This is a genomic window from Pseudomonas sp. 67(2021), from assembly GCF_017491835.1.
In the GTDB taxonomy this organism is placed as follows: Bacteria; Pseudomonadota; Gammaproteobacteria; order Pseudomonadales; family Pseudomonadaceae; genus Aquipseudomonas; species Aquipseudomonas atacamensis.
This window is the reverse complement of sequence record NZ_JAFGYL010000001.1, coordinates 735,990-762,277: the sequence shown is the minus strand read 5'-3', so window position 1 is coordinate 762,277 and position 26,288 is coordinate 735,990. Positions and strand designations below refer to the sequence as shown.

Annotated in this window: 24 protein-coding genes; 17 read left to right on the top strand and 7 right to left on the bottom strand. The window is 60.5% G+C overall.

Going from position 1 to position 26,288, the window contains the following annotated elements:
• Positions 1–29 precede the first annotated feature (29 nt).
• A complete protein-coding gene (locus J5M66_RS03445; protein WP_207807649.1) occupies positions 30–2,054 on the top strand; it encodes a M3 family metallopeptidase in 2,025 nt (674 codons plus the stop codon).
• Between the two features lie 5 nt (positions 2,055–2,059).
• Here the strand turns inward: J5M66_RS03445 and J5M66_RS03440 are convergent, their stop codons facing one another.
• Entirely contained in the window at positions 2,060–2,707 is a 648-nt protein-coding gene (locus J5M66_RS03440) for a tyrosine-protein phosphatase (protein WP_207807648.1), read from the bottom strand.
• 280 nt (positions 2,708–2,987) lie between these two features.
• Here J5M66_RS03440 and J5M66_RS03435 point away from each other — a divergent pair, with 280 nt between their 5' ends.
• From J5M66_RS03435 to J5M66_RS03425, 3 genes are read left to right on the top strand one after another with little or no spacing between them, the layout of a single operon-like run.
• Entirely contained in the window at positions 2,988–3,734 is a 747-nt protein-coding gene (locus tag J5M66_RS03435) for a gluconate 2-dehydrogenase subunit 3 family protein (protein WP_123441950.1), read from the top strand.
• 2 nt (positions 3,735–3,736) lie between these two features.
• Positions 3,737–5,521 carry a GMC family oxidoreductase gene (locus tag J5M66_RS03430; RefSeq protein WP_073470773.1) on the top strand — a complete coding sequence of 595 codons (1,785 nt, stop codon included), beginning with the start codon at positions 3,737–3,739 and terminating at the stop codon, positions 5,519–5,521.
• Positions 5,522–5,533: 12 nt separating this feature from the next.
• Positions 5,534–6,835 carry a cytochrome c gene (locus J5M66_RS03425; RefSeq protein ID WP_207807647.1) on the top strand — a complete coding sequence of 434 codons (1,302 nt, stop codon included), beginning with the start codon at positions 5,534–5,536 and terminating at the stop codon, positions 6,833–6,835.
• A 59-nt stretch (positions 6,836–6,894) separates the two neighbouring features.
• Here the strand turns inward: J5M66_RS03425 and J5M66_RS03420 are convergent, their stop codons facing one another.
• Positions 6,895–7,170, bottom strand: coding sequence for a hypothetical protein (locus J5M66_RS03420; protein WP_207807646.1), 276 nt, complete (start codon positions 7,168–7,170; stop codon positions 6,895–6,897).
• 271 nt (positions 7,171–7,441) lie between these two features.
• Here J5M66_RS03420 and J5M66_RS03415 point away from each other — a divergent pair, with 271 nt between their 5' ends.
• The 3 genes from J5M66_RS03415 (at position 7,442) to J5M66_RS03405 (ending at position 11,083) form a co-directional block, all read left to right on the top strand.
• Positions 7,442–8,500 (top strand): PA0069 family radical SAM protein, encoded by a 1,059-nt coding sequence (locus tag J5M66_RS03415; RefSeq protein WP_207807645.1) that lies wholly within the window; start codon positions 7,442–7,444, stop codon positions 8,498–8,500.
• A 237-nt stretch (positions 8,501–8,737) separates the two neighbouring features.
• Entirely contained in the window at positions 8,738–9,466 is a 729-nt protein-coding gene (locus tag J5M66_RS03410; RefSeq protein ID WP_016772323.1) for a carbonic anhydrase, read from the top strand.
• 90 nt (positions 9,467–9,556) lie between these two features.
• Positions 9,557–11,083 carry a SulP family inorganic anion transporter gene (locus J5M66_RS03405; protein WP_016772324.1) on the top strand — a complete coding sequence of 509 codons (1,527 nt, stop codon included), beginning with the start codon at positions 9,557–9,559 and terminating at the stop codon, positions 11,081–11,083.
• Positions 11,084–11,218: 135 nt separating this feature from the next.
• Here J5M66_RS03405 and J5M66_RS03400 read toward each other — a convergent pair whose 3' ends face one another.
• Complete coding sequence (locus J5M66_RS03400) at positions 11,219–11,869, bottom strand: hypothetical protein (RefSeq protein ID WP_016772325.1); 651 nt, start codon at positions 11,867–11,869, stop codon at positions 11,219–11,221.
• A gap of 370 nt (positions 11,870–12,239) precedes the next feature.
• Between J5M66_RS03400 and coxB the strand changes: the two genes are divergently transcribed.
• The 4 genes from coxB to J5M66_RS03380 all read left to right on the top strand — a co-directional run bounded on the left by coxB (position 12,240) and on the right by J5M66_RS03380 (position 16,762).
• Positions 12,240–13,367 carry a cytochrome c oxidase subunit II gene (gene coxB, locus J5M66_RS03395; protein WP_016772326.1) on the top strand — a complete coding sequence of 376 codons (1,128 nt, stop codon included), beginning with the start codon at positions 12,240–12,242 and terminating at the stop codon, positions 13,365–13,367.
• Between the two features lie 82 nt (positions 13,368–13,449).
• Positions 13,450–15,036, top strand: coding sequence for a cytochrome c oxidase subunit I (gene ctaD, locus J5M66_RS03390; RefSeq protein WP_016772327.1), 1,587 nt, complete (start codon positions 13,450–13,452; stop codon positions 15,034–15,036).
• Positions 15,037–15,297: 261 nt separating this feature from the next.
• Complete coding sequence (locus tag J5M66_RS03385; RefSeq protein WP_016772328.1) at positions 15,298–15,849, top strand: cytochrome c oxidase assembly protein; 552 nt, start codon at positions 15,298–15,300, stop codon at positions 15,847–15,849.
• Between the two features lie 25 nt (positions 15,850–15,874).
• Positions 15,875–16,762 (top strand): cytochrome c oxidase subunit 3, encoded by an 888-nt coding sequence (locus J5M66_RS03380; protein WP_016772329.1) that lies wholly within the window; start codon positions 15,875–15,877, stop codon positions 16,760–16,762.
• Positions 16,763–16,852: 90 nt separating this feature from the next.
• On the opposite strand, the gene J5M66_RS03375 is transcribed toward J5M66_RS03380, so the two are convergent.
• The gene (locus tag J5M66_RS03375; protein ID WP_024015001.1) at positions 16,853–17,056 is read right to left on the bottom strand and encodes a twin transmembrane helix small protein; all 204 of its coding nucleotides are present in this window, start codon (positions 17,054–17,056) and stop codon (positions 16,853–16,855) included.
• Between the two features lie 70 nt (positions 17,057–17,126).
• Here J5M66_RS03375 and J5M66_RS03370 point away from each other — a divergent pair, with 70 nt between their 5' ends.
• Genes J5M66_RS03370 through J5M66_RS03350 form a run of 5 tightly spaced genes read left to right on the top strand, consistent with a single transcriptional unit; the run spans position 17,127 to position 21,035 of the window.
• Positions 17,127–17,867 (top strand): SURF1 family protein, encoded by a 741-nt coding sequence (locus tag J5M66_RS03370; protein ID WP_207807644.1) that lies wholly within the window; start codon positions 17,127–17,129, stop codon positions 17,865–17,867.
• Positions 17,833–18,426, top strand: a complete 594-nt coding sequence (locus tag J5M66_RS03365) for a hypothetical protein (RefSeq protein ID WP_056791251.1) — start codon at positions 17,833–17,835, stop codon at positions 18,424–18,426. The genes J5M66_RS03370 and J5M66_RS03365 overlap by 35 nt, the downstream gene beginning before the upstream one ends.
• Before the next feature lie 10 nt (positions 18,427–18,436).
• Complete coding sequence (locus J5M66_RS03360) at positions 18,437–19,516, top strand: COX15/CtaA family protein (protein ID WP_123441945.1); 1,080 nt, start codon at positions 18,437–18,439, stop codon at positions 19,514–19,516.
• Positions 19,504–20,403 (top strand): heme o synthase, encoded by a 900-nt coding sequence (gene cyoE, locus J5M66_RS03355; protein ID WP_123441944.1) that lies wholly within the window; start codon positions 19,504–19,506, stop codon positions 20,401–20,403. Before J5M66_RS03360 ends, cyoE begins: the two co-directional genes overlap by 13 nt.
• Positions 20,400–21,035, top strand: a complete 636-nt coding sequence (locus J5M66_RS03350) for an SCO family protein (protein WP_024014996.1) — start codon at positions 20,400–20,402, stop codon at positions 21,033–21,035. Before cyoE ends, J5M66_RS03350 begins: the two co-directional genes overlap by 4 nt.
• A 253-nt stretch (positions 21,036–21,288) precedes the next feature.
• Here the strand turns inward: J5M66_RS03350 and J5M66_RS03345 are convergent, their stop codons facing one another.
• The 3 genes from J5M66_RS03345 to J5M66_RS03335 all read right to left on the bottom strand — a co-directional run bounded on the left by J5M66_RS03345 (position 21,289) and on the right by J5M66_RS03335 (position 23,805).
• Positions 21,289–22,059, bottom strand: a complete 771-nt coding sequence (locus J5M66_RS03345) for a MetQ/NlpA family ABC transporter substrate-binding protein (RefSeq protein ID WP_016772336.1) — start codon at positions 22,057–22,059, stop codon at positions 21,289–21,291.
• A gap of 64 nt (positions 22,060–22,123) precedes the next feature.
• Positions 22,124–22,798, bottom strand: a complete 675-nt coding sequence (locus J5M66_RS03340) for a methionine ABC transporter permease (RefSeq protein ID WP_016772337.1) — start codon at positions 22,796–22,798, stop codon at positions 22,124–22,126.
• Positions 22,798–23,805, bottom strand: a complete 1,008-nt coding sequence (locus J5M66_RS03335; protein WP_073470783.1) for a methionine ABC transporter ATP-binding protein — start codon at positions 23,803–23,805, stop codon at positions 22,798–22,800. Before J5M66_RS03335 ends, J5M66_RS03340 begins: the two co-directional genes overlap by 1 nt.
• A gap of 262 nt (positions 23,806–24,067) precedes the next feature.
• On the opposite strand from J5M66_RS03335, the gene katE reads away from it, so the two are divergent.
• On the top strand, positions 24,068–26,209 hold the full coding sequence (katE, locus tag J5M66_RS03330; protein WP_207807643.1) for a catalase HPII: 2,142 nt from the start codon (positions 24,068–24,070) through the stop codon (positions 26,207–26,209).
• Positions 26,210–26,288 lie beyond the last annotated feature (79 nt).

Below are 26,288 nucleotides of genomic sequence, written 5' to 3'. Positions count from 1 at the left end.
CAATCCAGCCCTCTCTCACGGAAGACGCCATGCCTGACACCAACCCACTCCTGCAACAATGGCAGTTGCCGCCCTGGTCGGCGATACGCGCCGAACATCTGCTGCCGGCAGTCGAGCGCATCGTTGCCGACAACCTGCTTATCATCGAGAACGTCATCGCTACTCAACTCGATCATCCCAACTGGGACGACGTGGTCATTGCCATTGATGAAGCCGATGCACGCCTGAATGAAACCATGGCGATTATCGAATTCCTCTCGGTCAGGCATGCCGATGATCCCGAGTGGTTGGCGCAGGAAGCGCTCAGCACCCACGCTGCACAGCATTACAAAGCTGCGAAGGCCGGCAATCGGCAGTTGCTCCAGGTTTATCAACGATTGGCACAGAGCTCCATAGCCGCGAGCTTCAGTGATGCACGCAAAGCCTCGCTGGCGAAAATCCTGCGCAGGTTTCACTTGGCCGGCAGCGAATTGTCGAGTGCGCTGCGCAAGGATCTGACGCGATTGAACGGCGAAATCGATCTGCTGGAAAAGCGCTTCATGAGCAATCTCAGATCGGTCAACGCTGCATGGAGCAAGGACGTCGACGATGCAGCGCTGTTGGCAGGACTGCCGGCCGAAACGCAGGCGCATCTGGCCGCCAATGCCAAAAATGCCGGCCTGTCCGGGTGGCGGCTGACACTCGATCAGAACACTTACGATCAGGTCATGAAGCGGGCGCGGCACCGCGGTTTACGTGAAGAGTGTTTCAAAGCCTGGTGCACCCGCGCTTCGGATCAGGGGCCATACGCCGGCCGCTTCGACAACGGACCGGTGCTGCACAAGCTGCTGGCGGCGCGTCATGCCAAAGCCCGGCTGTTGGGTTTCGACAATTTCGCTCAACTGCGACTGCTCGACCGCATGGCCGTGGATACTGACCAGGTCCGCCGTTTTCTGCAACAGCAGATCGCCCTCAATGCAGCGGCGCTTGCGCGCGAAACCGATGACCTGCAAGCCTCTGCACGCCAGTACGGTATTGATCAGATAGAAGCGTGGGATCACGACTTCCTCGCCGAGCAATTGCGCCTGAAGCAGTTGGGCGGCGAGGTGCAGGACCTGCGCCTGTTTTTTCCGCTGGACGCCATACTGCAGAGCCTGTGCCGCTTCAGTGAGCACATGTTCGGCATCAGGATCAGCGAAAACATTCGCCTGGAGACTTTCAACGAAAACGTGCGCCTGTTCGAAGTCAGCGAGCATGAGCAAACGGTCGGCTTCATCTACATCGACCCGTTCCACCGCGCTGCTGGCGCCGACTACGCCTGGACAGGTGTACTGCGCAACCGACGGATCAATGCGGAAGGCCGGCCATCACTGCCGATAGCCTCGCTTCAATGCAATTACACGGCCGCCGCCGACGGGCTGAATCTGCTGGCACATCAGGATCTGCGCGTGCTGCTGCACGAATTCGGCCATTGCCTGCATCACGTGCTGACACGTTCGCCGCACTACAACCTGTCCGGCATTTCGCATCTGAGCCGCGACGCTGCGGAGTTTGTCGGGCAGCTGTTCGAGAAATGGGCGCTATCCGGGCAATTCCTGCGCTGGCTGGGTACGCATCATCAGAGCGGTGAGCGCCTGTCGGAAACGCAGGCCGACGCCGCGTTTTCCACCACCGACATCCAGCGCAGCCGAGAGACGGCGATGCTGCTGCTGAGCGCGCTGTTCGACTTCGAACTGCATTGCAGTCACGGCGACGGTCGCACTGTTCAACAAGTGATGGCGGATGTGCAAAGCGCATTCCCGGGCCTGCATATTCCAGCCTACTGCCGCTTCGCCAACAGCTGCGATTATCTGGTCACCGGTTACGAGGCTTCGCTATACGCCTACAAATGGTCGGGTGTACTGGCGAGCGAGGCGTTCAAACGCTTCGAACGTGAAGGTCTGTTCAATGAACAGACGGGCCGGGACCTGCGCAAGCACCTGCTGTCGGGAGACAGACAGTCACTCCCCGCCGCGCTGCAAGCGTTCTTGGGTAAACCGATCGACAGCGCGCTGTTTCCTGCACCAGCCGATTGAGCTGATCAACGCCGGACGTGCGCCGAGTCGAACCAGCTCTTCATCGAACACATGGCGAATGCACTGGTGCTGCATTCGCCATTGATCAGGGCTTCGTGCAACCGATCGACATCGGCCTGCATCACGTAGCGCACGCTGTCGTGGAAATGCTGACTGTCACCAAAACCGCCCTCGGTCATTTCCTTGAGCGCCTGCTCTTTGCTCCAGCCCTGCACCACCACGCGGTACATCGCCGCCATCAGACCGGTGCGGTCAGAACCGTGCTTGCAGTGCATGAGCACCGGGCCGTCGGCTTCGGCGGACTGAATCGCGCGCAGAGCCTTGAGCACATCGCTGTCGTCGACGTGATTGGTGCGATACGGCAGTTGCACTTGCTTGATGCCCGGCGCGGAGAGCCAATCGCTATCAGCATCAGGCAGGAAGTTGATTACGGTGACGACATGCAGATCGTTCAATAGCGGCACCGCGCTGCGGCTGGGCAAGGCGCTGCGATACAGCGTCGGTGACATGCGGAACAGGTTGAACTGCGCCTCAACCGGCTGTGCCCACTCGGCCGGGCGAGATGGCGTGGCGTCGGCCGCCCGGGCGGCAATGCCATGCAACAGGGCAACAAGCGAAAAACATAACGCGGGGAAAAAGCGCACTCGAGACATGCTGGGCTGACCGTTTCGGCAATCTTCATGAGAGGAATTGCAGCTTCGCTATAAAGCGGTCAATACGCCGTGAGCCGGCCGTCAAAGAAACGTGAATCGGCGCCTCACCGGGCTTTTTTCCAGGAAAACGGTTTTTCTTGATGCTTAGCCTGCTACCATTTGTCACATGATGTTGCAGACGTGGCGCCCTTTTTCGGGACAGACCCTCGTCATCGCGACGCAAAATTCCTCGAGCTGCTCGCAGAAGCGGCTGACTTCTATGCCTGATGAGGTGCCCCCCATGTCTGATCAAGATCGAGACAACCCGCGGCGTGAGTTTTTGCGCAAATCCCTGACCCTGATTCCGGTGGTCACGCTTGCCGGTACCGGCCTGGGCAGCAGCGTGCTGCAAGCCGCACCTGAAAGCACACCGGCGCCTGCCGCAGCAAAACCGGTCGCGGCTGGCGCCGGTGAGTATCAGCCGAGCTTTTTCACCGCCGAAGAATGGGCGTTCATCAACGCCGCCGTCGCCCAGTTGATCCCCAACGATGCGCAAGGCCCGGGTGCTCTCGAAGCCGGCGTGCCGGAATACATCGACCGGCAGATGAACACGCCGTACGCCGCCGGTGCCCTGTGGTACATGCAAGGCCCGTTCAATGCCGACGCTGCGCCGGAGATGGGCTGGCAGAGCAAACTGGTGCCCAAAGACATCTATCGCCTCGGCATCGCCGCCACGGATCAGTGGGTAAAAGGTCTCAACGGTAAAACATTTGCCGAGCAAGACAGCGCTACCCGAGACGATTTGCTCAAGCAACTCGAAGCCGGCAAGCCGCAGTTCGATGCGGTGCCGGCGAAGATTTTCTTCAATCTGCTGCTGCAAAACACCAAGGAAGGTTTCTTCTGCGACCCGATCCACGGTGGCAATAAAGGCATGGTCGGCTGGACCATGATCGGTTTCCCCGGCGCCCGCGCCGATTTCATGGATTGGGTGGAACGCAACGAGCAATACCCCTTCCCGGCAGTGTCGATTCGCGGCGAGAGGGCGTAAGCATGGCAACGGTAATGAAGAAGGTTGATGCAGTCATCGTCGGTTTCGGCTGGACCGGGGCGATCATGGCCAAGGAACTCACCGAAGCGGGTCTGAACGTGCTGGCGCTGGAGCGCGGGCCGATGCAGGACACCTACCCCGACGGCAACTATCCGCAGGTGATCGACGAACTCACCTACAGCGTGCGGAAAAAGCTCTTTCAGGACATCTCCAAAGAGACGGTGACCATTCGCCACAGCGTCAATGATATCGCCCTGCCCAACCGCCAGTTGGGCGCGTTCCTGCCGGGGAATGGCGTCGGCGGCGCCGGGCTGCATTGGTCGGGCGTGCACTTTCGCGTCGACCCGATCGAATTGCGCATGCGCAGCCATTACGAAGAACGCTACGGCAAAAGCTTCATCCCCAAGGACATGACCATCCAGGATTTCGGCGTCAGCTATGAAGAGCTGGAACCGTTTTTCGACTTCGCGGAAAAAGTCTTCGGCACCTCCGGCCAGGCCTGGACGGTGAAGGGCCAATTGGTCGGTCAGGGCAAGGGCGGCAACCCCTACGCGCCGGACCGCTCCAACCCGTTCCCGCTTGAAGCGCAGAAGAACACCGTATCCGCACAGCTGTTCGGCAAAGCGGCTACAGAGGTGGGTTACAAACCCTACAACCTGCCTTCGGCAAATACCTCTGGGCCGTACACCAATCCCTACGGCGCACAAATGGGGCCGTGCAACTTTTGCGGATTCTGCAGCGGCTACGTCTGCTACATGTATTCCAAGGCCTCGCCGAACGTGAACATTCTGCCGGCGCTCAAGCCCCTGCCGAATTTCGAACTGCGGCCCAACTCCCATGTGCTGCGGGTCAACCTCGACAGCAGCAAGTCCAAAGCCACCGGCGTCACCTACATCGACGGCCAGGGCCGCGAGATCGAGCAGCCGGCGGATCTGGTGATCCTCGGCGCGTTCCAGCTGCACAACGTGCGTCTGATGCTGCTCTCCGGGATCGGCAAACCCTACGATCCGATCAGCGGCGAAGGCGTGGTCGGGCGTAACTTCGCCTACCAGAACATGGCCACCATCAAGGCCTTCTTCGACAAGGACACCCACACCAACAACTTCATCGGCGCTGGCGGCAACGGCGTGGCGGTGGACGACTTCAACGCCGATAACTTCGATCACGGCCCGCACGGCTTTGTCGGTGGCTCGCCGATGTGGGTCAACCAGGCTGGCAGTCGACCGATTGCCGGCACCTCGAACCCGCCGGGCACGCCGGCCTGGGGCAGCGCGTGGAAACGCGCCACCGCCGATTACTACACCCACCAAGTGTCGATGGACGCCCACGGCGCGCATCAATCCTACCGTGGCAACTACCTCGATCTCGATCCGGTGTACCGCGATGCCTACGGCCTGCCGCTGCTGCGCATGACCTTCGACTGGCAGGAAAACGACATCAAGATGAACCGCTTCATGGTCGAGAAAATGGGCAAGATCGCCCAAGCCATGGGCCCGAAAGCCATTGCGGTGATCGGCAAGCAGGTCGGCGACCACTTCAACACCGCCTCGTACCAGACCACCCACCTCAACGGTGGCGCAATCATGGGTACCGATCCGAAGACCAGCGCGCTGAACCGCTATTTGCAGAGCTGGGACGTGCACAACGTGTTCGTCCCGGGCGCCTCGGCGTTCCCGCAGGGCCTGGGCTACAACCCGACCGGACTGGTGGCGGCGCTGACCTACTGGTCGGCGAAAGCGATCCGCGAGCAATACCTGAAAAACCCCGGCCCGCTGGTGCAGGCTTAAGGAGCGATGACCATGAAAACTTTCGTTATCGCCACCCTCGCCCTGCTCGGCAGCACCGCAATTTATGCGGCCGATGTTGATCAAAATCTGATCAAGCAAGGTGAATACCTCGCCCGCGCCGGTGACTGCGTGGCCTGTCACACCGCCAAGGGCGGCAAGCCGTTCGCCGGCGGCCTGCCGATGGAGACGCCGATCGGCACGATCTACTCGACCAACATCACCCCGGATAAAACCGGCCTGGGCGATTACAGCTTCGAGGACTTCGATCAGGCCGTGCGCCATGGCGTGGCCAAAAACGGCAGCACGTTGTACCCGGCGATGCCTTATCCGTCCTACGCGCGGGTCAACCAGGCGGACATGCAAGCGCTGTATGCGTATTTCATGCACGGCGTCGAACCGGTGGCGCAGGAGAACAAGGCCAGCGACATTCCCTGGCCGTTGAGCATGCGCTGGCCGCTGATGGGCTGGCGCTGGCTGTTCGCACCGAAGGTCGAGGATTACCAGGCCACATCGGCCGATCCGGTGATCGATCGTGGCGCATACCTGGTCGAAGGCCTCGGCCACTGCGGCGCCTGTCACACCCCGCGTGCGCTGACCATGCAGGAAAAATCCCTGAGCGCGGCGGACGGCAGCGAATTCCTCGCCGGCAGTGCGCCGCTGGAAGGCTGGATCGCCAAGAGCCTGCGCGGCGATCACCAGGATGGCCTCGGCAGCTGGAGCGAAGAACAACTGGTGCAGTTTCTCAAGACCGGGCGCAGTGATCGCAGCGCAGTATTCGGCGGCATGAGTGATGTGGTCACCCACAGCATGCAATACATGAGCGACGCCGACCTCACCGCGATTGCCCGCTATCTCAAATCACTGCCGGCCAATGACCCGGCGGATCAGCCGCATCAGTACGACCAGAAAGTGGCCAAAGCGCTGTGGAACGGTGACGACAGCCAACGCGGCGCGTCGGTGTACATCGACAACTGCGCGGCCTGCCACCGTACCGATGGCCATGGCTACACCCGGGTGTTCCCGGCGCTGGCGGGCAATCCGGTGCTGCAGACGGATGACCCGACATCGCTGATCCACATCGTGCTCAAGGGCGGGACTTTGCCGGCAACGCACACCGCGCCATCGAGCTTCACCATGCCCGGTTTCGCCTGGCGCCTGTCGGATCAGGAAGTCGCGGATGTGGTGAGTTTCATTCGTGGCAGCTGGGGCAACAAGGGTGCGCCGGTGAAAGCTGCCGATGTTGCCGAGTTACGTACGGAGGATATGAAGCAGACCTCCGGTGACGATCTTGGGCAGCTCACCTCGCATAACTGAGCGAAATGTGTCGACAGACCGCTGGCACGACATGACTTCGTATGTTGAGTCAGCGGTGTTCATCGAGTCGACTTCAGACCTCTGAACTGCACAAACGCATCCGCCAACTGCAAGTACAGTCTCTTGTCATGGTTATCGATATCGCCATCCCCGTCGCTATCGATAACCTCTTCGGAAAGGAGGTCATAGCGATCGTTTGCCTGCGATGAAGAGGCAAATAGCGCGTAGTCGTAGTCCATCATTTCGGTGGCGTCATCGCCGTAATGATAAAAAACAACCTCGGGACTTCCGTCGCGTTCCATGTCTGCAATTTCAAGCAAAATTCTGATTGGCATCACATTCAATCCATTCCGGTTGGCAAGCCACTATTAGTCATACGGCTTTAACGTAAGACGGCGCTTGCAACCACGTCTACTGTCATATCTGACAGGGTGTATGTGCACACAGTTGTAGGAACGTCGGTTACGATCAGAGATAGCCTTGGATGCTGTCCCCCTCCCCGAAAGTAGCGGACATGAACAACCACAACTGACCACTCGCCCGACGGCACTAGCCAGATGAGGATCGCCCCGATACTGTGCGCATATACAGTATCGGGGCGTTTTCATGTCTACTTCATTGCCACCTCGCGGTCGCGGCACCGCAACCAACCCGCACAACCGCTTTGCCCCCAGTCGTTCAGTGGCCGAGGACGATGGCTGGTATCAGGAAGTGCCAGAGACGCAAAACACCGAAGTGATCATCGAGAAGGCCAAATCGATCATCAGCCGCAACACCTCGCCGGATCTGCCCTTCGACCGTTCGGTAAATCCCTACCGCGGCTGCGAACACGGCTGCATCTATTGCTATGCACGGCCCAGCCACGCCTATTGGGACATGTCACCGGGCCTGGATTTCGAAACCCGGCTGATTGCCAAGACCAATGCCGCCCAGGTCCTCGAAGAACAGCTGAGCAAACCCGGCTATCAATGTGCGCCGATCAATCTCGGCTCCAATACCGACCCGTATCAGCCCATCGAGCGCGAATACAAAATCACCCGTCAGACCCTGGAAGTGCTGCTGCGCTATCGCCACCCGGTGACCATCGTTACCAAAGGTTCGCTGATTCTGCGCGATCTCGATTTGCTCACGGAGCTGGCGCAGCAACGGCTGGTAACGGTGATGATCAGCCTGACCACGCTGGAAGATGAACTCAAATGCATCCTCGAACCGCGCGCCGCTGCGCCCAAGGCACGCCTGCGCGCGATCCGGGTGATGCGCGAAGCAGGCATTCCGGTGGGCGTGCTGTGTTCGCCGATGATTCCGATGATCAATGACAGCGAAATCGAAAGCCTGCTCACCGAGGCCCACGCTGCCGGTGCGCAAAGCGCCGCCTACATGATGCTGCGCCTGCCGCTGGAAGTCGCGCCGCTGTTCGAGGAGTGGTTGCAGGCGCACTATCCGCAACGTGCCGCCCATGTGCTGAGCCTGATCCGCCAGAGTCGCGGCGGTGAACTCTACGACAGTCGATTCGGCGCGCGGATGCGCGGTGAAGGGCCGTTTGCCGACCTGCTCGCACAAAGATTTGCCAAGACCATCAAAAAGCTTGGCCTGAACAAACGCGAGGGCTATAACCTCGACTGCTCGGCCTTCTGTCCGCCGGGTCGCCAGATGTCGTTGATTTAGCGACAATTGGCTTTGGGTTGACGGGTTGGAATCCTTCCGCCGAAACACGCCGGTCACGTTTTTTGTGACCTGGAACACACGTTCTAGAGCGTTTGATTCAGTTTCAGTTAAGTTTCGGCGGCTACCTTGTTCATCGAGTGACTGACGGGTCGGGATGACCCGGATGGTTTAAACAGCCACTGGCTTCATACCGGAATACCGGGGAAGACTCCCTGAATCCGCACAAGAGGATGAATCATGAGTGACAAGGATAAACAGTCGTTGGCTGCCTCGGCGCAAAGCCCTGAAGCACAATCCGCCGATGCAGCACTGCGACAGATCGTTGATGGCTTTTTACGCTTTCACCATGACGTTTTTCCGCAGCAGGAAGAACTGTTCAAGAAGCTCGCCACCGCTCAGGCGCCCAAGGCGATGTTCATCACCTGCGCCGACTCGCGCATCGTTCCCGAACTGATCACCCAAAGCTCGCCGGGCGATCTGTTCGTTACCCGTAACGTCGGCAACGTGGTGCCGCCCTACGGTCAGATGAACGGCGGCGTCTCCACCGCGATCGAATACGCGGTACTGGCGCTGGGCGTGCAGCACATCATCATTTGCGGCCACTCCGATTGCGGCGCCATGCGCGCGGTACTCAACCCCGACAGCCTGGAAAAAATGCCGACGGTCAAAGCCTGGCTGCGCCATGCTGAAGTCGCGAAAACCATGGTGCACGACAACTGCAACTGCACCGACGAAAAAGACAGCATGCCGATCCTCACCGAGGAAAACGTCATCGCCCAATTGCAGCACTTGCGTACCCATCCTTCGGTAGCCTCGCGCATGGCGAACGGTCATCTGTTCATCCATGGCTGGGTCTACAACATCGAAACCAGCGAAATCAAAGCTTACGACGCGGACCAGGGTCGTTTCCTGCCTCTCGACGGCAGCCATCCGATTCCTGTGGCGACGCCCAAAGCGCGCTTCTAAATCTTCCCAACAATCTGTGTGGTATGACGCCGGCCGCTGATTCAGCGGTCCGGCCTCGCCACGCCTGAAGAAAACTTCGGGAGAATCGCCATGCGTGCGGCTCAATTGAAAGCTGTGTTGCCACGGGAGCTGCTCGCCTCCGTGGTTGTGTTTCTGGTCGCCCTGCCGCTGTGCATGGGCATCGCGATTGCCTCAGGGCTGCCGCCGGCCAAGGGTCTGATCACCGGCATCATCGGCGGTCTGGTGGTCGGTTGGCTGGCGGGCTCGCCGTTGCAGGTCAGCGGCCCGGCGGCGGGTCTGGCGGTGCTGGTTTTCGAGCTGGTGCGCCAGCATGGCGTCGAGATGCTCGGGCCGATCCTGCTGCTCGCCGGATTTCTGCAACTGGTCGCCGGGCGGCTGAAGCTTGGCTGCTGGTTTCGCGTCACGGCGCCAGCGGTGGTCTACGGCATGCTCGCAGGCATTGGCGTGTTGATTGTGCTCTCGCAAATCCATGTGATGCTCGATGCCAAGCCGCAGCCTTCCGGGCTCGACAACCTCACGGCGTTCCCGGCGGCCGTAGCGCAAGCCTTGCCGTCGTTCGGCTGGCAGGCGGGTCTGCTCGGCTTGTCGACGATTGCGGTGATGTGGCTGTGGGAAAAATTCCGCCCGCATTCGCTGCGCTTCATTCCCGGCGCATTGCTCGGTGTGGGTCTGGCGACGGTGGCGAGCCTGATGCTGGCGTTGCAGGTCAAACGCGTTGAAGTGCCGGCGAATCTGGCCGAGGCGATCGATTGGCTCAAGCCGGCCGACCTGATGAATCTGGCCGACCCGACACTGCTGATTGCCGCGTTCGCCGTGGCGTTCATCGCCAGTGCCGAAACCCTGCTGTCCGCTGCGGCGGTGGATCGCATGCACAGCGGCGTGCGTTCGGACTTCGACCGTGAACTGTCGGCACAAGGTGTCGGCAACATGCTCTGCGGTCTGGTCGGCGCGCTGCCGATGACCGGGGTGATCGTGCGCAGTTCGGCCAACGTTCAGGCTGGTGCGACCACACGCTACTCGACGATTTTCCATGGCCTGTGGCTGCTGGCATTCGTGCTGTTGCTGTCGAGCGTGCTGCAAAGCATTCCGGTGGCGAGTCTGGCGGGGGTGCTGGTGTATACCGGCTTCAAACTGGTCGACCTGAAAGCTTTCCGTGGTCTGGGCCGGTACGGGCGGATGCCGATGTTCACCTACGCCGCGACGGCGCTGGCGATCATTTTTACTGACCTGCTCACCGGTGTGCTGATCGGTTTCGGCCTGACCATGTTGAAACTGGCATTCAAGGCTTCGCGCCTGAAAATCAGCCTGATCGACTTGCCGCAGGACGGCGAAATGGAATTGCGTCTGGTCGGCGCGGCGACGTTCCTCAAAGTGCCGGCGCTGACCCAGGTGCTGGGCAGCATTCCCCACGGCACGACGGTGCATGTGCCGCTGAACAACCTGAGCTACATCGACCATTCGTGTCTCGAGTTGCTTGAGGAATGGGGCCGGGCGAATGCGGCGAAGGGATCGAAGCTGTTGATCGAATCGCGTGGGTTGAAGCGACGGCTTGAGGGGCGGGTTCGGACCAATACCGGGATTGGTGCGGCTGGCTAGATCTTCCTGCCTGAGCACAAACCCTGTGGGAACGAGCTTGCTCGCGAAAGCGGTGGACCAGTCAACCGTGATGTTGAATGACACATTGCATTCGCGAGCAAGCTCGCTCCCACATTGGAATGAGGTGTTTGAGGGTTATGCAGCAGGCTGGTCGAGTTCCAGACCCACCCCCAACCGGCGGCCCATGCACGGCCAGCGTTTCCACGCCGCGCCAGTGTCCGGACTGCTGAGTTTTTCGCGGTAGGCTTCGACCGACTCCAAAGCAAAACTCTCTTCGTTGAGCATCTCGTCGATCGCGTGATGCACCGCTTCATCCAGTTGGTTGGCGAATTCCTCACCGATCAATTGGTGAGCAATCAGGTTGGCGACCGTCATGTCCAAGGGGATCAATGGCTGGCCGAAGTGCTTGATGTACAGGTCGTTGACCTCTTCGACAAAACGGTGTGCCAGATAGGCCTCGTCGAGCAGGCTGTCCAGGCCGACATGCCCGGCCATTATCGCCGGCGGCTGGAGGAAATACTGCTCGGCGATTTTCAGCACCGGTTTGATCTGCGATTCGATTCCCGCTTCCCTGGCGACTTCATTGGCTGCATCCAGCAGGTCCGGTACTTCATCGATGTAGGCGGCGACAAAACGCGTCAGCACGCCCTGGGCGTCGGCTTCCGGCAACTGGATCGCCGGGTGCAGGTGAGGCAGCTTGCTTTCCAGCTGACGGGTCAGCAGGCCGGTGTCTTTTTCGTGCTGTTGGGCTTTTTGGATCTGCTCGCGCAATGCGGCGGTGTTCATGAAAACTCCAGGAAACAAGGCAATGAAATAGGGAAGACATAACTTAGCTGGCTTACGAAAAACGCTAAGACGCATTTGTCATAATTATTTCATCCTTGATGCAGCTGCGTTATATCCATTCGCCACCACTCGTCTGCATCCTTCTCCATTCGGGCACTTGAACGCAAGCGCCGGGTGTTTCAGCTCATTTACGTGCCCGGGTTGCAATTCCCGGGCGCTGTCTATACTCGCCAATGAATGGAGTTAGCTGATGACGCCCGACTGCACCCGCAGCAAGGCCCGGCGATTCAAGTTCGTAGTCTGATGCAGCCGCTCCCTTGCCGCAGGCGATACGCCGGCGGGATAACAAGAACGATAAGGGGAACCCGCAATGATGCGACATCCACATGTCTGGATGGGCCTCCTGTTGTGGTCGATTTTCAGCCCGGCCAACGCGGCATGGACTGTGAATATGGCGCCTGGAGCGACTGAAATCAGTCACGCAGTATTCGACCTGCACATGACCATTTTCTGGATCTGTGTGGTGATCGGGATCATCGTCTTCGGCGCCATGTTCTGGTCGATGATGGTGCACCGCCGCTCTACTGGCCAGGTCGCGGCCAAATTCCACGAAAGCACCGGCGTCGAGATCATGTGGACCATCGTGCCGCTGCTGATCCTGGTGGCCATGGCCGTGCCGGCCACCGCGACGCTGATCAAGATGTACGACACCAGCGAGCCGGACATCGATATCCAGATCACCGGTTATCAGTGGAAGTGGCACTACAAATACCTGGGCCAGGACGTCGAGTTCTTCAGCAACCTGGCCACCCCCGCCGAGCAGATCCACAACAAGGAAGCCAAGGGCGAGCATTACTTGCTCGAAGTCGACAAGCCGCTGGTGCTGCCGATCGGCGCCAAGGTGCGCTTTCTGGTGACCTCGGCTGACGTCATTCACTCATGGTGGGTGCCGGCGTTTGCGGTCAAGCGCGATGCGATTCCCGGGTTCGTCAATGAGGCCTGGACGCGCATCGACAAGCCCGGTCTCTACCGTGGCCAGTGCGCCGAATTGTGCGGCAAGGATCACGGCTTCATGCCGATCGTGGTCGAGGTCAAGGAACAGGCCGACTACGAAAAATGGCTCGCCGAGCGCAAGGCCGAGGCCGCGCAGCTCAAAGAACTGACCAGCAAGGAATGGACCCTCGACGAACTCAAGGAGCGCGGCGACAAGGTTTACCACACCACTTGCGTGGCCTGTCACCAGGCTGAAGGCCAGGGCCTGCCGCCGATGTTCCCGGCGCTCAAGGGCTCGAAAATCGCCACCGGGCCGATCAAGGATCACCTGAGCATCGTCTACCACGGCAAACCCGGCACCGCCATGGCGGCGTTCGGCAAACAGCTGTCGGAAGTCGATATCGCAGCGGTCGTGACTTACGAACGTAACGCCTGGGGCAACAACAAGGGCGACATGGTCACGCCAAAAGAAGTGCTGGAGCTGAAACAGGCGGAAAGCAAATGAGCCGGTCAATTGCGTATTCAGTGAACCGGTCGGGGCAGCGCGCCCCGGCCTGCCCCGTCCACTTTCGTGAAGGAGACCGGCCATGAGCGCTGTCATCGATGACCACGGTCACGCCGACCACGCCCACGGCCCCGCCAAAGGCCTGATGCGCTGGGTGCTGACCACCAACCACAAGGACATCGGCACGCTGTACCTGTGGTTTGCCTTCTGCATGTTCCTGCTCGGCGGCTCGTTCGCCATGGTCATTCGCGCCGAGCTGTTCCAGCCCGGCCTGCAGATCGTGCAGCCGGAATTCTTCAACCAGATGACCACCATGCACGGTCTGGTCATGGTGTTCGGCGCGGTGATGCCGGCATTCGTCGGCCTCGCCAACTGGATGATTCCGCTGATGGTCGGCGCGCCGGACATGGCCCTGCCACGGATGAACAACTTCAGCTTCTGGCTGTTGCCGGCGGCGTTTCTGCTGCTGGTCTCGACGCTGTTCACCCCGGGTGGCGGGCCAAATTTCGGCTGGACCTTTTATGCGCCGCTGTCGACGACCTACGCGCCGGAAAGCGTGACGTTCTTCATCTTCGCCATCCACTTGATGGGCATCAGTTCGATCATGGGCGCGATCAACGTGGTCGCGACCATCCTCAACCTGCGCGCGCCCGGCATGACCCTGATGAAAATGCCGCTGTTCGTCTGGACCTGGCTAATCACCGCGTTTCTGCTGATCGCAGTAATGCCGGTGCTGGCCGGCTGCGTGACGATGATGCTCATGGATATTCACTTCGGCACCAGTTTCTTCAGTGCTGCCGGCGGCGGTGACCCGGTGCTGTTCCAGCATGTGTTCTGGTTCTTCGGCCACCCCGAGGTGTACATCATGATCCTGCCGGCGTTCGGCGCGGTCAGCCAGATCATCCCGACCTTCGCGCGCAAGCCGCTGTTCGGCTACACCTCGATGGTCTACGCCACGGCGAGCATCGCGTTCCTGTCGTTCATTGTCTGGGCGCACCACATGTTCGTGGTCGGCATTCCGCTGGTGGGCGAATTGTTCTTCATGTACGCGACCATGCTGATCGCCGTGCCGACGGGTGTGAAAGTGTTCAACTGGGCGAGCACCATGTGGCAAGGCTCGATGACCTTCGAGACACCGATGCTGTTTGCCGTGGCGTTCGTCATCCTGTTCTCCATTGGCGGTTTCTCCGGGCTGATGCTGGCGATCGCCCCAGCGGACTTCCAGTATCAGGACACCTACTTTGTCGTCGCGCACTTCCACTATGTGCTGGTGCCGGGGGCGATCTTCGGCATCTTCGCCTCGGCCTATTACTGGCTGCCGAAGTGGACCGGGCACATGTACGACGAAACCCTCGGCAAGCTGCACTTCTGGCTGTCGTTCGTGGGCATGAACCTGACCTTCTTCCCGATGCACTTCGTCGGTCTTGCGGGGATGCCGCGACGGATTCCGGACTACAACCTGCAGTTCGCCGATTTCAACATGGTCTCGTCGATCGGCGCATTCATGTTCGGCGCCACGCAGATCTTCTTCCTGTTCATCGTCATCAAGACCATCCGTGGCGGCGCACCGGCCCCGGCGAAACCGTGGGACGGTGCCGAAGGGCTGGAGTGGAGCGTGCCGTCGCCAGCGCCGTATCACACCTTCACCACGCCGCCGGAAGTGAAATGAACACCTGCTGTTTTTTGCAATGTGTGCAGAGGCACAGATCCCCAGTGGATGCTCACAGATCTCCTGTGGATGTACACAGATCCCTTGTGGGGAGGGGATTTATCCCCGTTGGGTTGCGCAGCAGCCCCAAAACCTGCAATCGAAATTCATCAGGTAGACCGTGTGCGCTGGATTCAGGGCCGCTTCGCAGCCCAACGGGGATAAATCCCCTCACCACACAGGTATTGCCGAGCAAAGGTGATCACCGGGGAGGCATGAACCATGGCTGACTCGATCTCGCTGAAGAAACTCGTCACCCGCCTGCTGCTGGTGGTGGTGGCGATGTTCGTCTTCGGTTTCGCCCTGGTGCCGATCTACGACGTGATGTGCAAAGCCTTCGGCATCAACGGCAAGACCGGCGGCCAGTACGCGGGCGAGCAAGTGGTCGACACCTCGCGCCAGGTGCGTGTGCAGTTTCTCTCGACCAACACCGCCGACATGCCGTGGGACTTTTACCCGAAACACGACGAGCTGACCGCCAATCCCGGTGCCGTGAACGAGATGGTATTCATCGCGCGCAATCCCACCGATAAACCGATGAGTGCGCAAGCGGTGCCGAGTATTGCGCCGAGCAACGCCGCGGCGTTTTTTCACAAGACCGAATGCTTTTGTTTTACCCAGCAGGTGCTGCAGCCCGGTGAACAGATCGAAATGCCGGTGCGTTTCATCGTTGACCGCGACATGCCCAAGGAAGTGAAGCACCTGACGCTGTCCTACACGCTGTTCGATATCACCGCCCGACATCCGCCGGTGGCTGTAAACACTGGTGGCTGAGCGTGCCCGATAAGGAGAACAATAAATGGCAACTCATGAGCATTATTACGTCCCGGCCCAGAGCAAATGGCCGATCATCGCCACGCTCGGGATGTTCGTCACCGTCTACGGCCTCGCCACCTGGTTCAACGATCTCAAGGCCGCACGCCCGGATTCCCACGGCCCGCTGATCTTTTTCGTCGGCGGCCTGCTGCTGGCGTACATGCTGTTCGGCTGGTTCGGTGCGGTGATCAAGGAAAGTCGCGCGGGGCTGTACAGCCCGCAGCTGGACCGTTCGTTCCGCTGGGGCATGAGCTGGTTCATCTTTTCCGAGGTGATGTTTTTCGTCGCCTTCTTCGGCGCGCTGTTCTATATCCGCGTCGTGTCCGCACCCGGGCTGGCCGGCGAAGGCAGCAAGGGCCTGTCGGAAATGCTCTGGCCGAACTTCGAATATGTCTGGCCGTTGCTGAACAACCCCGACCCGAAACTGTTCCCACCGCCCAAGGATGTCATCAGCCCTTGGGGCCTGCCGCTGCTCAACACGATCCTGCTGGTCAGCTCCAGCGTAACCATCACCATCGCCCACCATGCGCTGAAGAAAGGCCATCGCGGCGCGCTGAAACTGTGGCTGGCGATCACCGTGCTGCTGGGCATCGCGTTCCTCGGTTTCCAGGCCGAGGAATACATCCACGCCTACCAAGAACTGGGGCTGACCCTCGGCTCGGGCATCTACGGCGCGACGTTCTTCATGCTTACCGGCTTCCACGGCGCCCACGTGACCATCGGCACGATCATCCTGTTCGTGATGCTGATGCGCATCATGAAAGGCCATTTCGACAACGAGCACCAGTTCGGTTTCGAAGCGGCGAGCTGGTATTGGCACTTCGTCGACGTGGTGTGGATCGGCTTGTTCTTCTTCGTCTATGTGCTCTGAAAACAGCTGCAAATGGCGAGCTGCAAGCTTCAAGTCAAAGCGGGATGGCCTCTAACTTGTAGCTTGCCGCTTGAAGCTTGCCGCTCGCGTCTACCACGGCACGTGGGACACCAACTGGCCGCTGTAGAAACCCCAGGCCATCAGGCCGACGGTGACCACGGCCAGTGCCACCCGAACACTCAAGGCGATGACCAGCCGATTGGAGCTGCTGTCGTCCTTGACCAGGAAAAACAGGCCGCTGAACAGGCTGACGACCGTGGCAATCAGCATCAGGACGATCGCTGCTTTGAACATGGCAAGACTCCGGGGGACAGGCGATGCACTTGAGTATAGCGAGCGCGATGACTGACTTTATGGCGCGCCCATGAAGCGCTTTCGCCCGGGCGTGATTCCCACCGTAGTGGTCGCCCTGTTGCTGCCGCTGATGGTTGCGCTGGGCTTCTGGCAACTGGGCCGGGGTGCGGAGAAAACCGCGCTGCTGGCCAGTCATGCCGAACGTCGCGTGGCCGAACCGCTGGCCAGCAGCGAACTGCTCGGCAACGCCGACCCGGCTTACCGCCGCGTGCGCCTGCACGGCCAGTTCGATCCGGCCCACACCCTGTTGCTGGACAACCGCCAGCGTGGCGGCAAGGTCGGCGTCGAATTGCTGCAACCGTTTCAGGACCAACGCAGCGGCCTCTGGCTGCTGGTCAATCGCGGCTGGCTGCCATGGCCCGATCGGCGCGTGCCGCCGCAATTCACGACACCGGCCGAGGCGCTGACGCTCGACGCCTGGGTCTATGTCGCCCCCGGCGCAACGTTCCAGTTGCACGCCGATCCGGTCAGCCATGTCTGGCCGCAAACCATTACCGCCGTCGAGCCGGGCAAATTGTGGCAAACCCTGGAGCGCGACGGCTTCGCCTACGAATTACGCGCCGAACCCGGGCCGGCGAGCTACCAGACCGATTGGCCGGTAGTCGCGATGGGCCCGGAAAAACACCTCGGCTACGCCGTGCAATGGTTCGCCATGGCCACGGCCCTGCTCGGTCTTTACCTCTATTTCGGCTGGCACCACGCAAAGGAGAAACGCCATGGGAAGCGCCATGAATCCACCCAGCATGTCTGAGGCCAAACCCGTTCCGAGCCGCCGGCGCGGGCGCATTCAATTGTTGCTGATCGTGCTTGGCGTGGTCGGGCCGATGCTGCTCGCCACCGGCATGTACAAATTGCAGTTCTGGGTGCCGGAAGGACGCAGCTACCACGGCGAGCTGATCGGCAACGGCCAGACCCGCGCCGACCTCGGCGTGCAGGCCGATGAGCAGCGCTGGCAGATTCTGGTCACAGCGCCGAAGGATTGTGCCGTCGATTGCCAGCAACTGGTTTATCTGGCGCGGCAGATCCAGATCAGCCTCGGCCGCGAAGCCGGGCGCGCCAGCCACGCCCTCGCCGCCGCGCAACCACTGAGCGCTGATTACGCCGCCAAACTCGACCGCGAATATCCGCAGTTGCAGCGCTATCCGCTGGATGCCGGGGTGTTCGCCAGGACCACCGGCGATAAAGCCGTGCCGCAGCTGTGGATCGTCGACCCGCACGGCAATCTGGTGCTGCGTTACGAGCCGAATGTGAAGGGCAAGGATCTGCTTAACGACCTGCGGCATCTGCTGAAACTGTCGAACATCGGATGAGGGCATCGTCATGGCCAAACCTGGATTTCGCCTCGCGCTGTTTGCCACCCTGCTGGCACTGATTGTGGTGTTGCTCGGCGCCTACACCCGCCTGACCCACGCCGGCCTCGGCTGCCCGGACTGGCCAGGCTGCTACGGCTTTATCAGCGTGCCGAAAAGCGAGGCGCAACTGGCCCATGCCGAACTGCATTTCCCTGACGCGCCAGTGGAGGCGCACAAGGGCTGGAACGAGATGATCCACCGCTACTTCGCCGGCACCCTCGGCTTGCTGATTTCAGTTTTGGCCGGGCGCGCCTGGGTCAACCGGCGCCATCCGGGCCAGCCGGTGAAACTGCCGCTGTTTCTGCTGGCGGTGGTCATCGCCCAAGCGGCGTTCGGTATGTGGACGGTGACGCTCAAGCTCTGGCCGCAAGTGGTCACCGGGCATTTGCTCGGCGGCTTTGCCACATTGAGTCTGCTGTTCCTGCTGACGCTGAGGTTGTCCGGCGTGCTGCCGGCGCTGACCGTACCCAAGCGCCTGCAATATTGGGCGACGGCGGGGCTGCTGCTGGTGATCGGCCAGATCGCCTTGGGCGGCTGGGTCAGTTCCAACTACGCAGCGGTGGCCTGCATCGACTTCCCCACCTGCCACGGCCAATGGCTGCCTGCGGCGGACTTCGCCAACGGTTTCCACCTGACCCAGCACATCGGCCCGAATTATCTCGGCGGACAACTCGATAGCGACGCGCGCACGGCCATTCATCTGACACACCGCATCGGCGCTTTGCTGGTGACGGTCGTGCTGCTCGGTCTGGCGTGGCAGTTGAAAGTGGTGGGCATGACGCGTCTGGCCGGGCTGCTGCTGATCGCCCTTTCCGCGCAGATCACCCTCGGCATCAGCAACGTGCTGTTTCATCTACCGCTGCCAGTGGCCGTCGCCCATAACGCTGGCGGTGCGGCGCTGTTGCTGACTCTGGTGCTGGTCAACTATCACGCGCGCACCAGCCTGTTGCGGGTGAACCAACCGGTGCTGGCGCGCTGGCGCTTGAGTGCGCACAAACCTGTCGTCGCGCCCATCGCATTGAAAGGAGAAACGCCATGGCGAGTCTGATCGGCCAGCGTGCAGCGCAAGCGCTGTGGCGCGATTATCTGGAGCTGACCAAACCGAAAGTCGTGGTGCTGATGCTGATCACCTCGCTGGTCGGCATGTTCCTCGCCACCCGCGCGGGCGTGCCGTGGACGGTGCTGGTGTTTGGCAATCTGGGCATTGCCCTGTGCGCCGGCGGCGCGGCGGCGGTCAATCATGTGGTCGATCGGCGTATCGATGCGGTAATGGCGCGCACGCACAAACGTCCGCTGGCCGAAGGCCGGGTCTCACCTGCGGCGGCGTTGACCTTCGCCCTGGTGCTGGCATTGCTCGGCCAGGCGCTGCTGCTGACCTTCACCAATCAGCTGACCGCTTGGCTGACTCTCGCCTCGCTGCTCGGTTATGCGGTGGTCTACACCGGTTTTCTCAAGCGTGCGACGCCGCAGAACATCGTCATCGGCGGCCTCGCCGGTGCCGCGCCGCCGCTGCTGGGCTGGACCGCCGCCACCGGCCATGTCAGCGCCGAACCGCTGTTGCTGGTGCTGATCATCTTCGCCTGGACCCCGCCGCACTTCTGGGCGCTGGCGATTCATCGCAAAGAGGAATACGCCAAGGCCGACATTCCGATGCTGCCGGTGACCCATGGCGAGCACTACACCAAAGTGCACATTCTCCTCTACACCTTCGCGCTGCTGGCAGTGAGTCTGCTGCCGTACGTGATTCACATGAGCGGCGCGCTGTACCTGGTCTGTGCGCTGGTGTTGGGCGCAAGGTTTCTGCAATGGGCCGTGGTGCTGTACCGTGGCACTCGGCCGCACGCGGCGATCAACACCTTCAAGTACTCTATTTATTACTTGTTCGTGTTGTTCATCGCCCTGCTCGTAGACCACTACTTACTGTTGAACCTATGACCCGAACCCAGAAAACCGTCTTCATCCTCGTCGCCGTGATCGCGCTGATCCTCGGGCTTACCGTGAATAAAGTGCTGAACGGCAAAGGCCAGGGCGATCCGACTGCGCTGATCGACGCCGGCATTATCCTGCTGCCGCAGAGCCGCAACCTGCCGGACGTGACCATGACCGATCAGGACGGCAAACCAGTTGCCATCGACGAGTTGAAAGGCAAGTGGAGTCTGTTGTTCTTCGGTTATACCTTCTGCCCGGACATCTGCCCGACCACCCTGGCGCAACTGCGGCAGATCAAGAGTGAATTGCCGAAAGAGGCTGTGGATAAATTGCAGATCGTGCTGGTCAGCGTTGACCCCAACCGCGATACGCCGAAGCAGTTGAAACAGTACCTGGGCTACTTCGATCCGCAGTTCATTGGCCTGACGCCTTCATCTATCGAGGAGCTGCAGAAGGTCGCGAACGCGGTGAGCATTCCGTTCATTCCCGCCGATACCAGCAAGCCGAATTACACCGTGGACCACAGCGGCAACCTTGCGGTGATCGGCCCGGACGGCACGCAGCGCGGGTTTATTCGCGCGCCGTTGAACAATGCCAAGCTGGTGGCGCAGTTGCCGGCGATGCTTGAGCGCAATTGACAGTTCAAAAGCTAAAAAGCCCCTCACCCTAACCCTCTCCCAGAGGGAGAGGGGACTGACCGAGGTGTTTATTCGAATTGCGCCGACCTGCAATTGTGAGTCGAACTCAGGCTCGAAAAGCTTGAAGGTCGGCCCCCTCTCCCTCGGGAGAGGGCTGGGGTGAGGGGAAGCTTCAAGGCAGGTCGCAAGCCAGGCACCAGACACAAAAAAGGGGACGCCATTGGCGTCCCCTTTTTCATTGCAGCAACCTTAATCAGAACGCCGGCAACACCGCGCCTTTGTACTTCTCGGTAATGAACTGCTTCACTTCCGGGCTGTGCAGCGCAGCCGCCAGTTTCTTCATCGCGTCGCTGTCCTTGTTGTCCGCGCGGGACACGAGGATGTTCACGTACGGCGAGTCGTTGCCTTCGATCACCAGCGCATCCTTGGACGGATCAAGCTTGGCTTCCAGCGCATAGTTGGTGTTGATCAGCGCCAGATCAACCTGAGTCAGCACGCGCGGGATGGTCGCGGCTTCCAGTTCACGGATCTTCAGGTCTTTCGGATTCTCGGCGATGTCTTTGACGGTCGACAGGATGTTTTTCGAATCCTTGAGCTTGATCACGCCAGCCTTGTCCAGCAGCAACAGCGCACGGCCGCCGTTGGTGGCGTCGTTCGGGATCACCACGTTGGCACCACCGGGCAGGTCCTTCAGATCCTTGAGCTTGCTCGAATAAGCACCCAGCGGCTCCAAGTGCACGCCGGTCACGGCGACGAGGCTGGTGCCCTTGGCCTTGTTGAACTCATCGAGGTACGGCTGGTGCTGGAAGAAGTTGGCGTCCAGACGCTTTTCAGCGACCTGTACGTTCGGCTGAATGTAGTCGGTGAAGACCTTGACCTTCAGATCCACGCCTTCCTTGGCCAGGGCCGGTTTGACGAATTCGAGGATTTCCGCGTGCGGCACCGGGGTGGCGGCAACGGTCAGAGTCTCGGCGTGGGCCGAAAACGCCGCAACAGCGGCGAAAGCAGCGATCAGTTTTTTCATTCAGCTAACTCCTTGTGAGGGCGCCCGCCAGCGAATGGCCCGCGCCTCTTGATTAAAAAACCGCTTATTTGCGCGAGAAATGCACGACCAGACGGTCGCCAACCATTTGCAGCACTTGCACCAGAATCAACAGCAGCACCACGGTGACGATCATCACGTCAGTCTGGAAACGCTGGTAGCCGAAACGGATCGCTAGGTCGCCCAGACCACCGGCGCCGACCACACCGGCCATCGCCGTGTAGGACACCAGTGTAATCGCTGTCACCGTAATCGCTGCGAAGATGCCCGGACGGGCTTCCGGCAGCAGGGCGTTCATGATGATCTGCCGCGTGGTCGCGCCCATCGACTGGGTCGCTTCGATGATGCCGCGATCGACTTCGCGCAGCGCGGTTTCCACCAGACGCGCGAAGAACGGCGTAGCACCCACCACCAGCGGCGGGATCGCCCCGGCCACACCCAGCGAGGTGCCGGTGATCAGCACGGTGAACGGAATCATCACGATCAGCAGAATGATGAATGGCAGCGAACGCAAGATGTTCACCACCAGCGACAGCACGGCGTAGAGGCCACGGTTCTCCAGCAACTGACGCGGGCTGCAGAGAAACAGCAGCACGCCCAGCGGCAGACCGAGCAGCACCGTGAACAACAGCGAACCGCCGAGCATCAGCATGGTGTCGCCAGTCGCCAGCCAGATTTCATACCAGTCGATATTGGCGAAGAAACTCATTAGGTCGGCCATTAGCGCAACACCTCCATGTGAACGTCAGCGGCGGTGAAGCGGGCAAACGCCGCTTCCATGTCGCCACCGGTGACAGCGAGGGTCAGTTGCCCGTACGGAATATCTTTGATGCGGTCGATGCGACCGGCAAGGATGCTGTAGTCGACGCCGGTTTCCCGCGCGACGGTGCCGAGCAACGGCGCGTAGGTCGCCTCGCCCTGAAAGGTCAGACGCACGATGCGCCCGGGCACATGGGCGAAGTCGTCACGCTGCTCGCTCTCGTCGATCTGCTCGCTTTCCTGGACGAAACGCTTGGTGGTCGGGTGCTGCGGATGCAGGAACACATCGGCCACCGGACCCTGCTCGACGATCACGCCAGCGTCCATCACCGCGACCTGATCGCAGACGCGACGGATCACGTCCATCTCGTGGGTGATCAGGACAATGGTCAGTTTCAGTTCGCGGTTGATTTCGGCCAGCAGTTGCAGGACCGATGCCGTGGTCTGCGGGTCGAGGGCGCTGGTGGCCTCGTCGCACAGCAGAATTTTCGGCTTGGTCGCCAGCGCACGGGCAATGCCGACGCGTTGCTTCTGACCGCCGGACAATTGCGCCGGGTACTTTTTCGCGTGGTCGGACAGACCGACCCGCGCCAGCAGCTCGGCCACGCGATGGTTGATTTCGCTGCTCGACAACTCACCGGCCAGGGTCAGCGGCAGGGCCACGTTGTCGGCGACGGTCTTGGAGGCGAGCAGGTTGAAGTGCTGGAAGATCATCCCGACCTGCTGGCGGAAACGGCGCAGGCCGTTGGCGTCCAGTGCGGTGACTTCTTCGCCGTCGACGATGATCTTGCCGCCACTGGAATCTTCCAGACGATTGATCAGACGCAGCAGGGTACTTTTGCCCGCACCGGAATGGCCAATCAGGCCGAACACCTGGCCGTTCTCGATGGCGAGACTGGTCGGGTGCAGCGCGGGAATATCCTTACCGGCAACGCGGTAAGTCTTGTGGACGTTTTGAAACTCGATCACGTAGCGAACCTTGTGGGGCGCGTTGGAAAAGGATCAGCGGTTAGCCGGGCGCGCATTTTAGCCTGTCCGTATAGAGGTTCTTAGCATTTATTTCGCAATTAACCTTCAATTTGGCAATAACGCGATCAAAGGTCAGATAAACGGAACGGCTGAAACGCTCATCAGTCACTAAGTAAGCGACTTGAAACCCTGGGTGCCGTGCCCGGGAATCACTCAAGGGTCTGCGGAAGGCATCCGGGGCCAAACGAGGAGTTTACGTCTGATGAGCATCAAAAAGCCTGCACCCGATAAAAGCGAGATGGCCGGAACCGACACCCCGGATCGCGCCAACACCAACGCCAAGCTCGACAGCCTGGAAGAATTCCGTTCGGACGCCACCGGTCAGGCACTGCGCACCAATCAGGGCGTGAAGATCGCCGACAACCAGAACACCCTCAAAGCCGGGCCGCGCGGGCCTTCGCTGCTGGAAGACTTCATCATGCGTGAAAAGATCACGCACTTTGACCATGAGCGGATTCCGGAGCGTATCGTCCATGCGCGTGGTACCGGCGCCCACGGTTTCTTTCAGACCTACGAGAACCATGCAGCGCTGACCAAGGCCGGTTTCCTACAGGATCCGGGCAAGAAAACCCCAGTGTTCGTGCGCTTTTCCACGGTGCAGGGGCCACGGGGTTCCGGCGATACCGTGCGTGACGTGCGCGGCTTTGCGGTGAAATTTTTTACCGATGAAGGCAACTTCGACCTGGTCGGCAACAACATGCCGGTGTTCTTCATTCAGGACGCGATCAAGTTCCCGGACTTCGTCCACGCGGTGAAGCCCGAGCCGCACAACGAAATCCCCACCGGCGGCTCGGCGCACGATACGTTCTGGGACTTCGTCTCGCTGGTGCCGGAATCGGCGCACATGGTCATCTGGGCGATGTCCGACCGGGCCATCCCGAAAAGCCTGCGCAGCATGCAGGGCTTCGGCGTACACACCTTCCGCCTGATCAACGCCGAGGGCAAATCACGCTTCGTCAAATTCCACTGGCGCCCTACCGCCGGCACCTGCTCGCTGGTGTGGGACGAGGCGCAGAAGCTCGCCGGTAAAGACACCGACTACCATCGTCGCGACCTGTGGGAAGCGATCGAGATGGGCGACTACCCGGAGTGGGAACTGGGCGTACAGATCGTCGAAGAAGAGAACGAACATGACTTTGATTTCGACATTCTCGACCCGACCAAAATCATCCCCGAAGAAATCGTTCCGATTACGCCGCTGGGCAAAATGACCCTGAACCGCAACCCGGACAACTTCTTCGCGGAAACCGAGCAGGTCGCTTTCTGCCCTGGCCACATCGTGCCAGGCATCGACTTCTCCAATGACCCGCTGCTGCAAGGTCGGCTGTTTTCCTACACCGACACGCAGATCAGCCGACTCGGCGGGCCGAACTTCCATGAGCTGCCGATCAACCGTCCGGTGGCGCCGTTCCACAACGGCCAGCGTGACGCACAGCACCGCACTACCATCGACAAGGGCCGCGCTTCTTACGAGCCAAACTCGATCGACGGCGGCTGGCCGAAAGAAACCCCGCCGGCGGCACAGGACGGTGGTTTCGAGAGCTACCCGGAGCGCATCGACGCCGCGAAGATCCGTCAGCGCAGCGAATCGTTCAGCGATCACTTCTCCCAGGCCCGCTTGTTCTTCAACAGCATGAGCGACCACGAGAAAGAGCACATCATCGCTGCCTACAGCTTCGAGCTGGGCAAGGTCGAGCGTGAGTTCATCCGTGCCCGCGAAGTGAACGAGATCCTTGCCAATATCGACCTGACCCTGGCCAAACGCGTGGCGGAAAACCTTGGTTTGCCGGCGCCAGCCAAAGGCACGGTCGAAGTGCGCAAGACCTCGCTGGAGCAATCGCCAGCGTTGAGCCAGGCCAACCTGCTGCCGGGCAATATCAAGACGCGCAAGGTGGCGATTCTCGCGGCCAACGGAGTTGATGCTGCGGCCATCGATGCGATGAAGAAAGCGCTGGAAGCCGAAGGCGCTCACGCAAAACTGCTCGGCCCGACCTCGGCGCCAGTGACAGCCGCTGACGGCAAGGCATTGCCGGTGGATGCGTCGATGGAAGGCATGCCGTCGATCGCTTTCGACGCGGTATTCGTGCCGGGTGGCGCGGCGTCGATTACTGCGTTGAGCGGTGATGGAGTGGCGTTGCATTACCTGCTGGAAGCGTACAAGCACCTGAAGGCGATCGCGCTGCACGGCGAGGCCAAGCAATTGCAGGACTTGCTGAAGCTCGATGCGGATGCGGGGCTGTTGCAGGGCGCGGATGTGGGCGCGTTGACCAAGCCGTTCTTCGCCGCGATCGGCGAGCATCGGGTCTGGGCGCGGGAGCCTAAGGCCAAGGCGATTCCAGCGTAAAAGCAAAAGATCGCAGCCTTCGGCAGCTCCTACAGGATGTACTCAATCCCATGTAGGAGCTGCCGGAGGCTGCGATCTT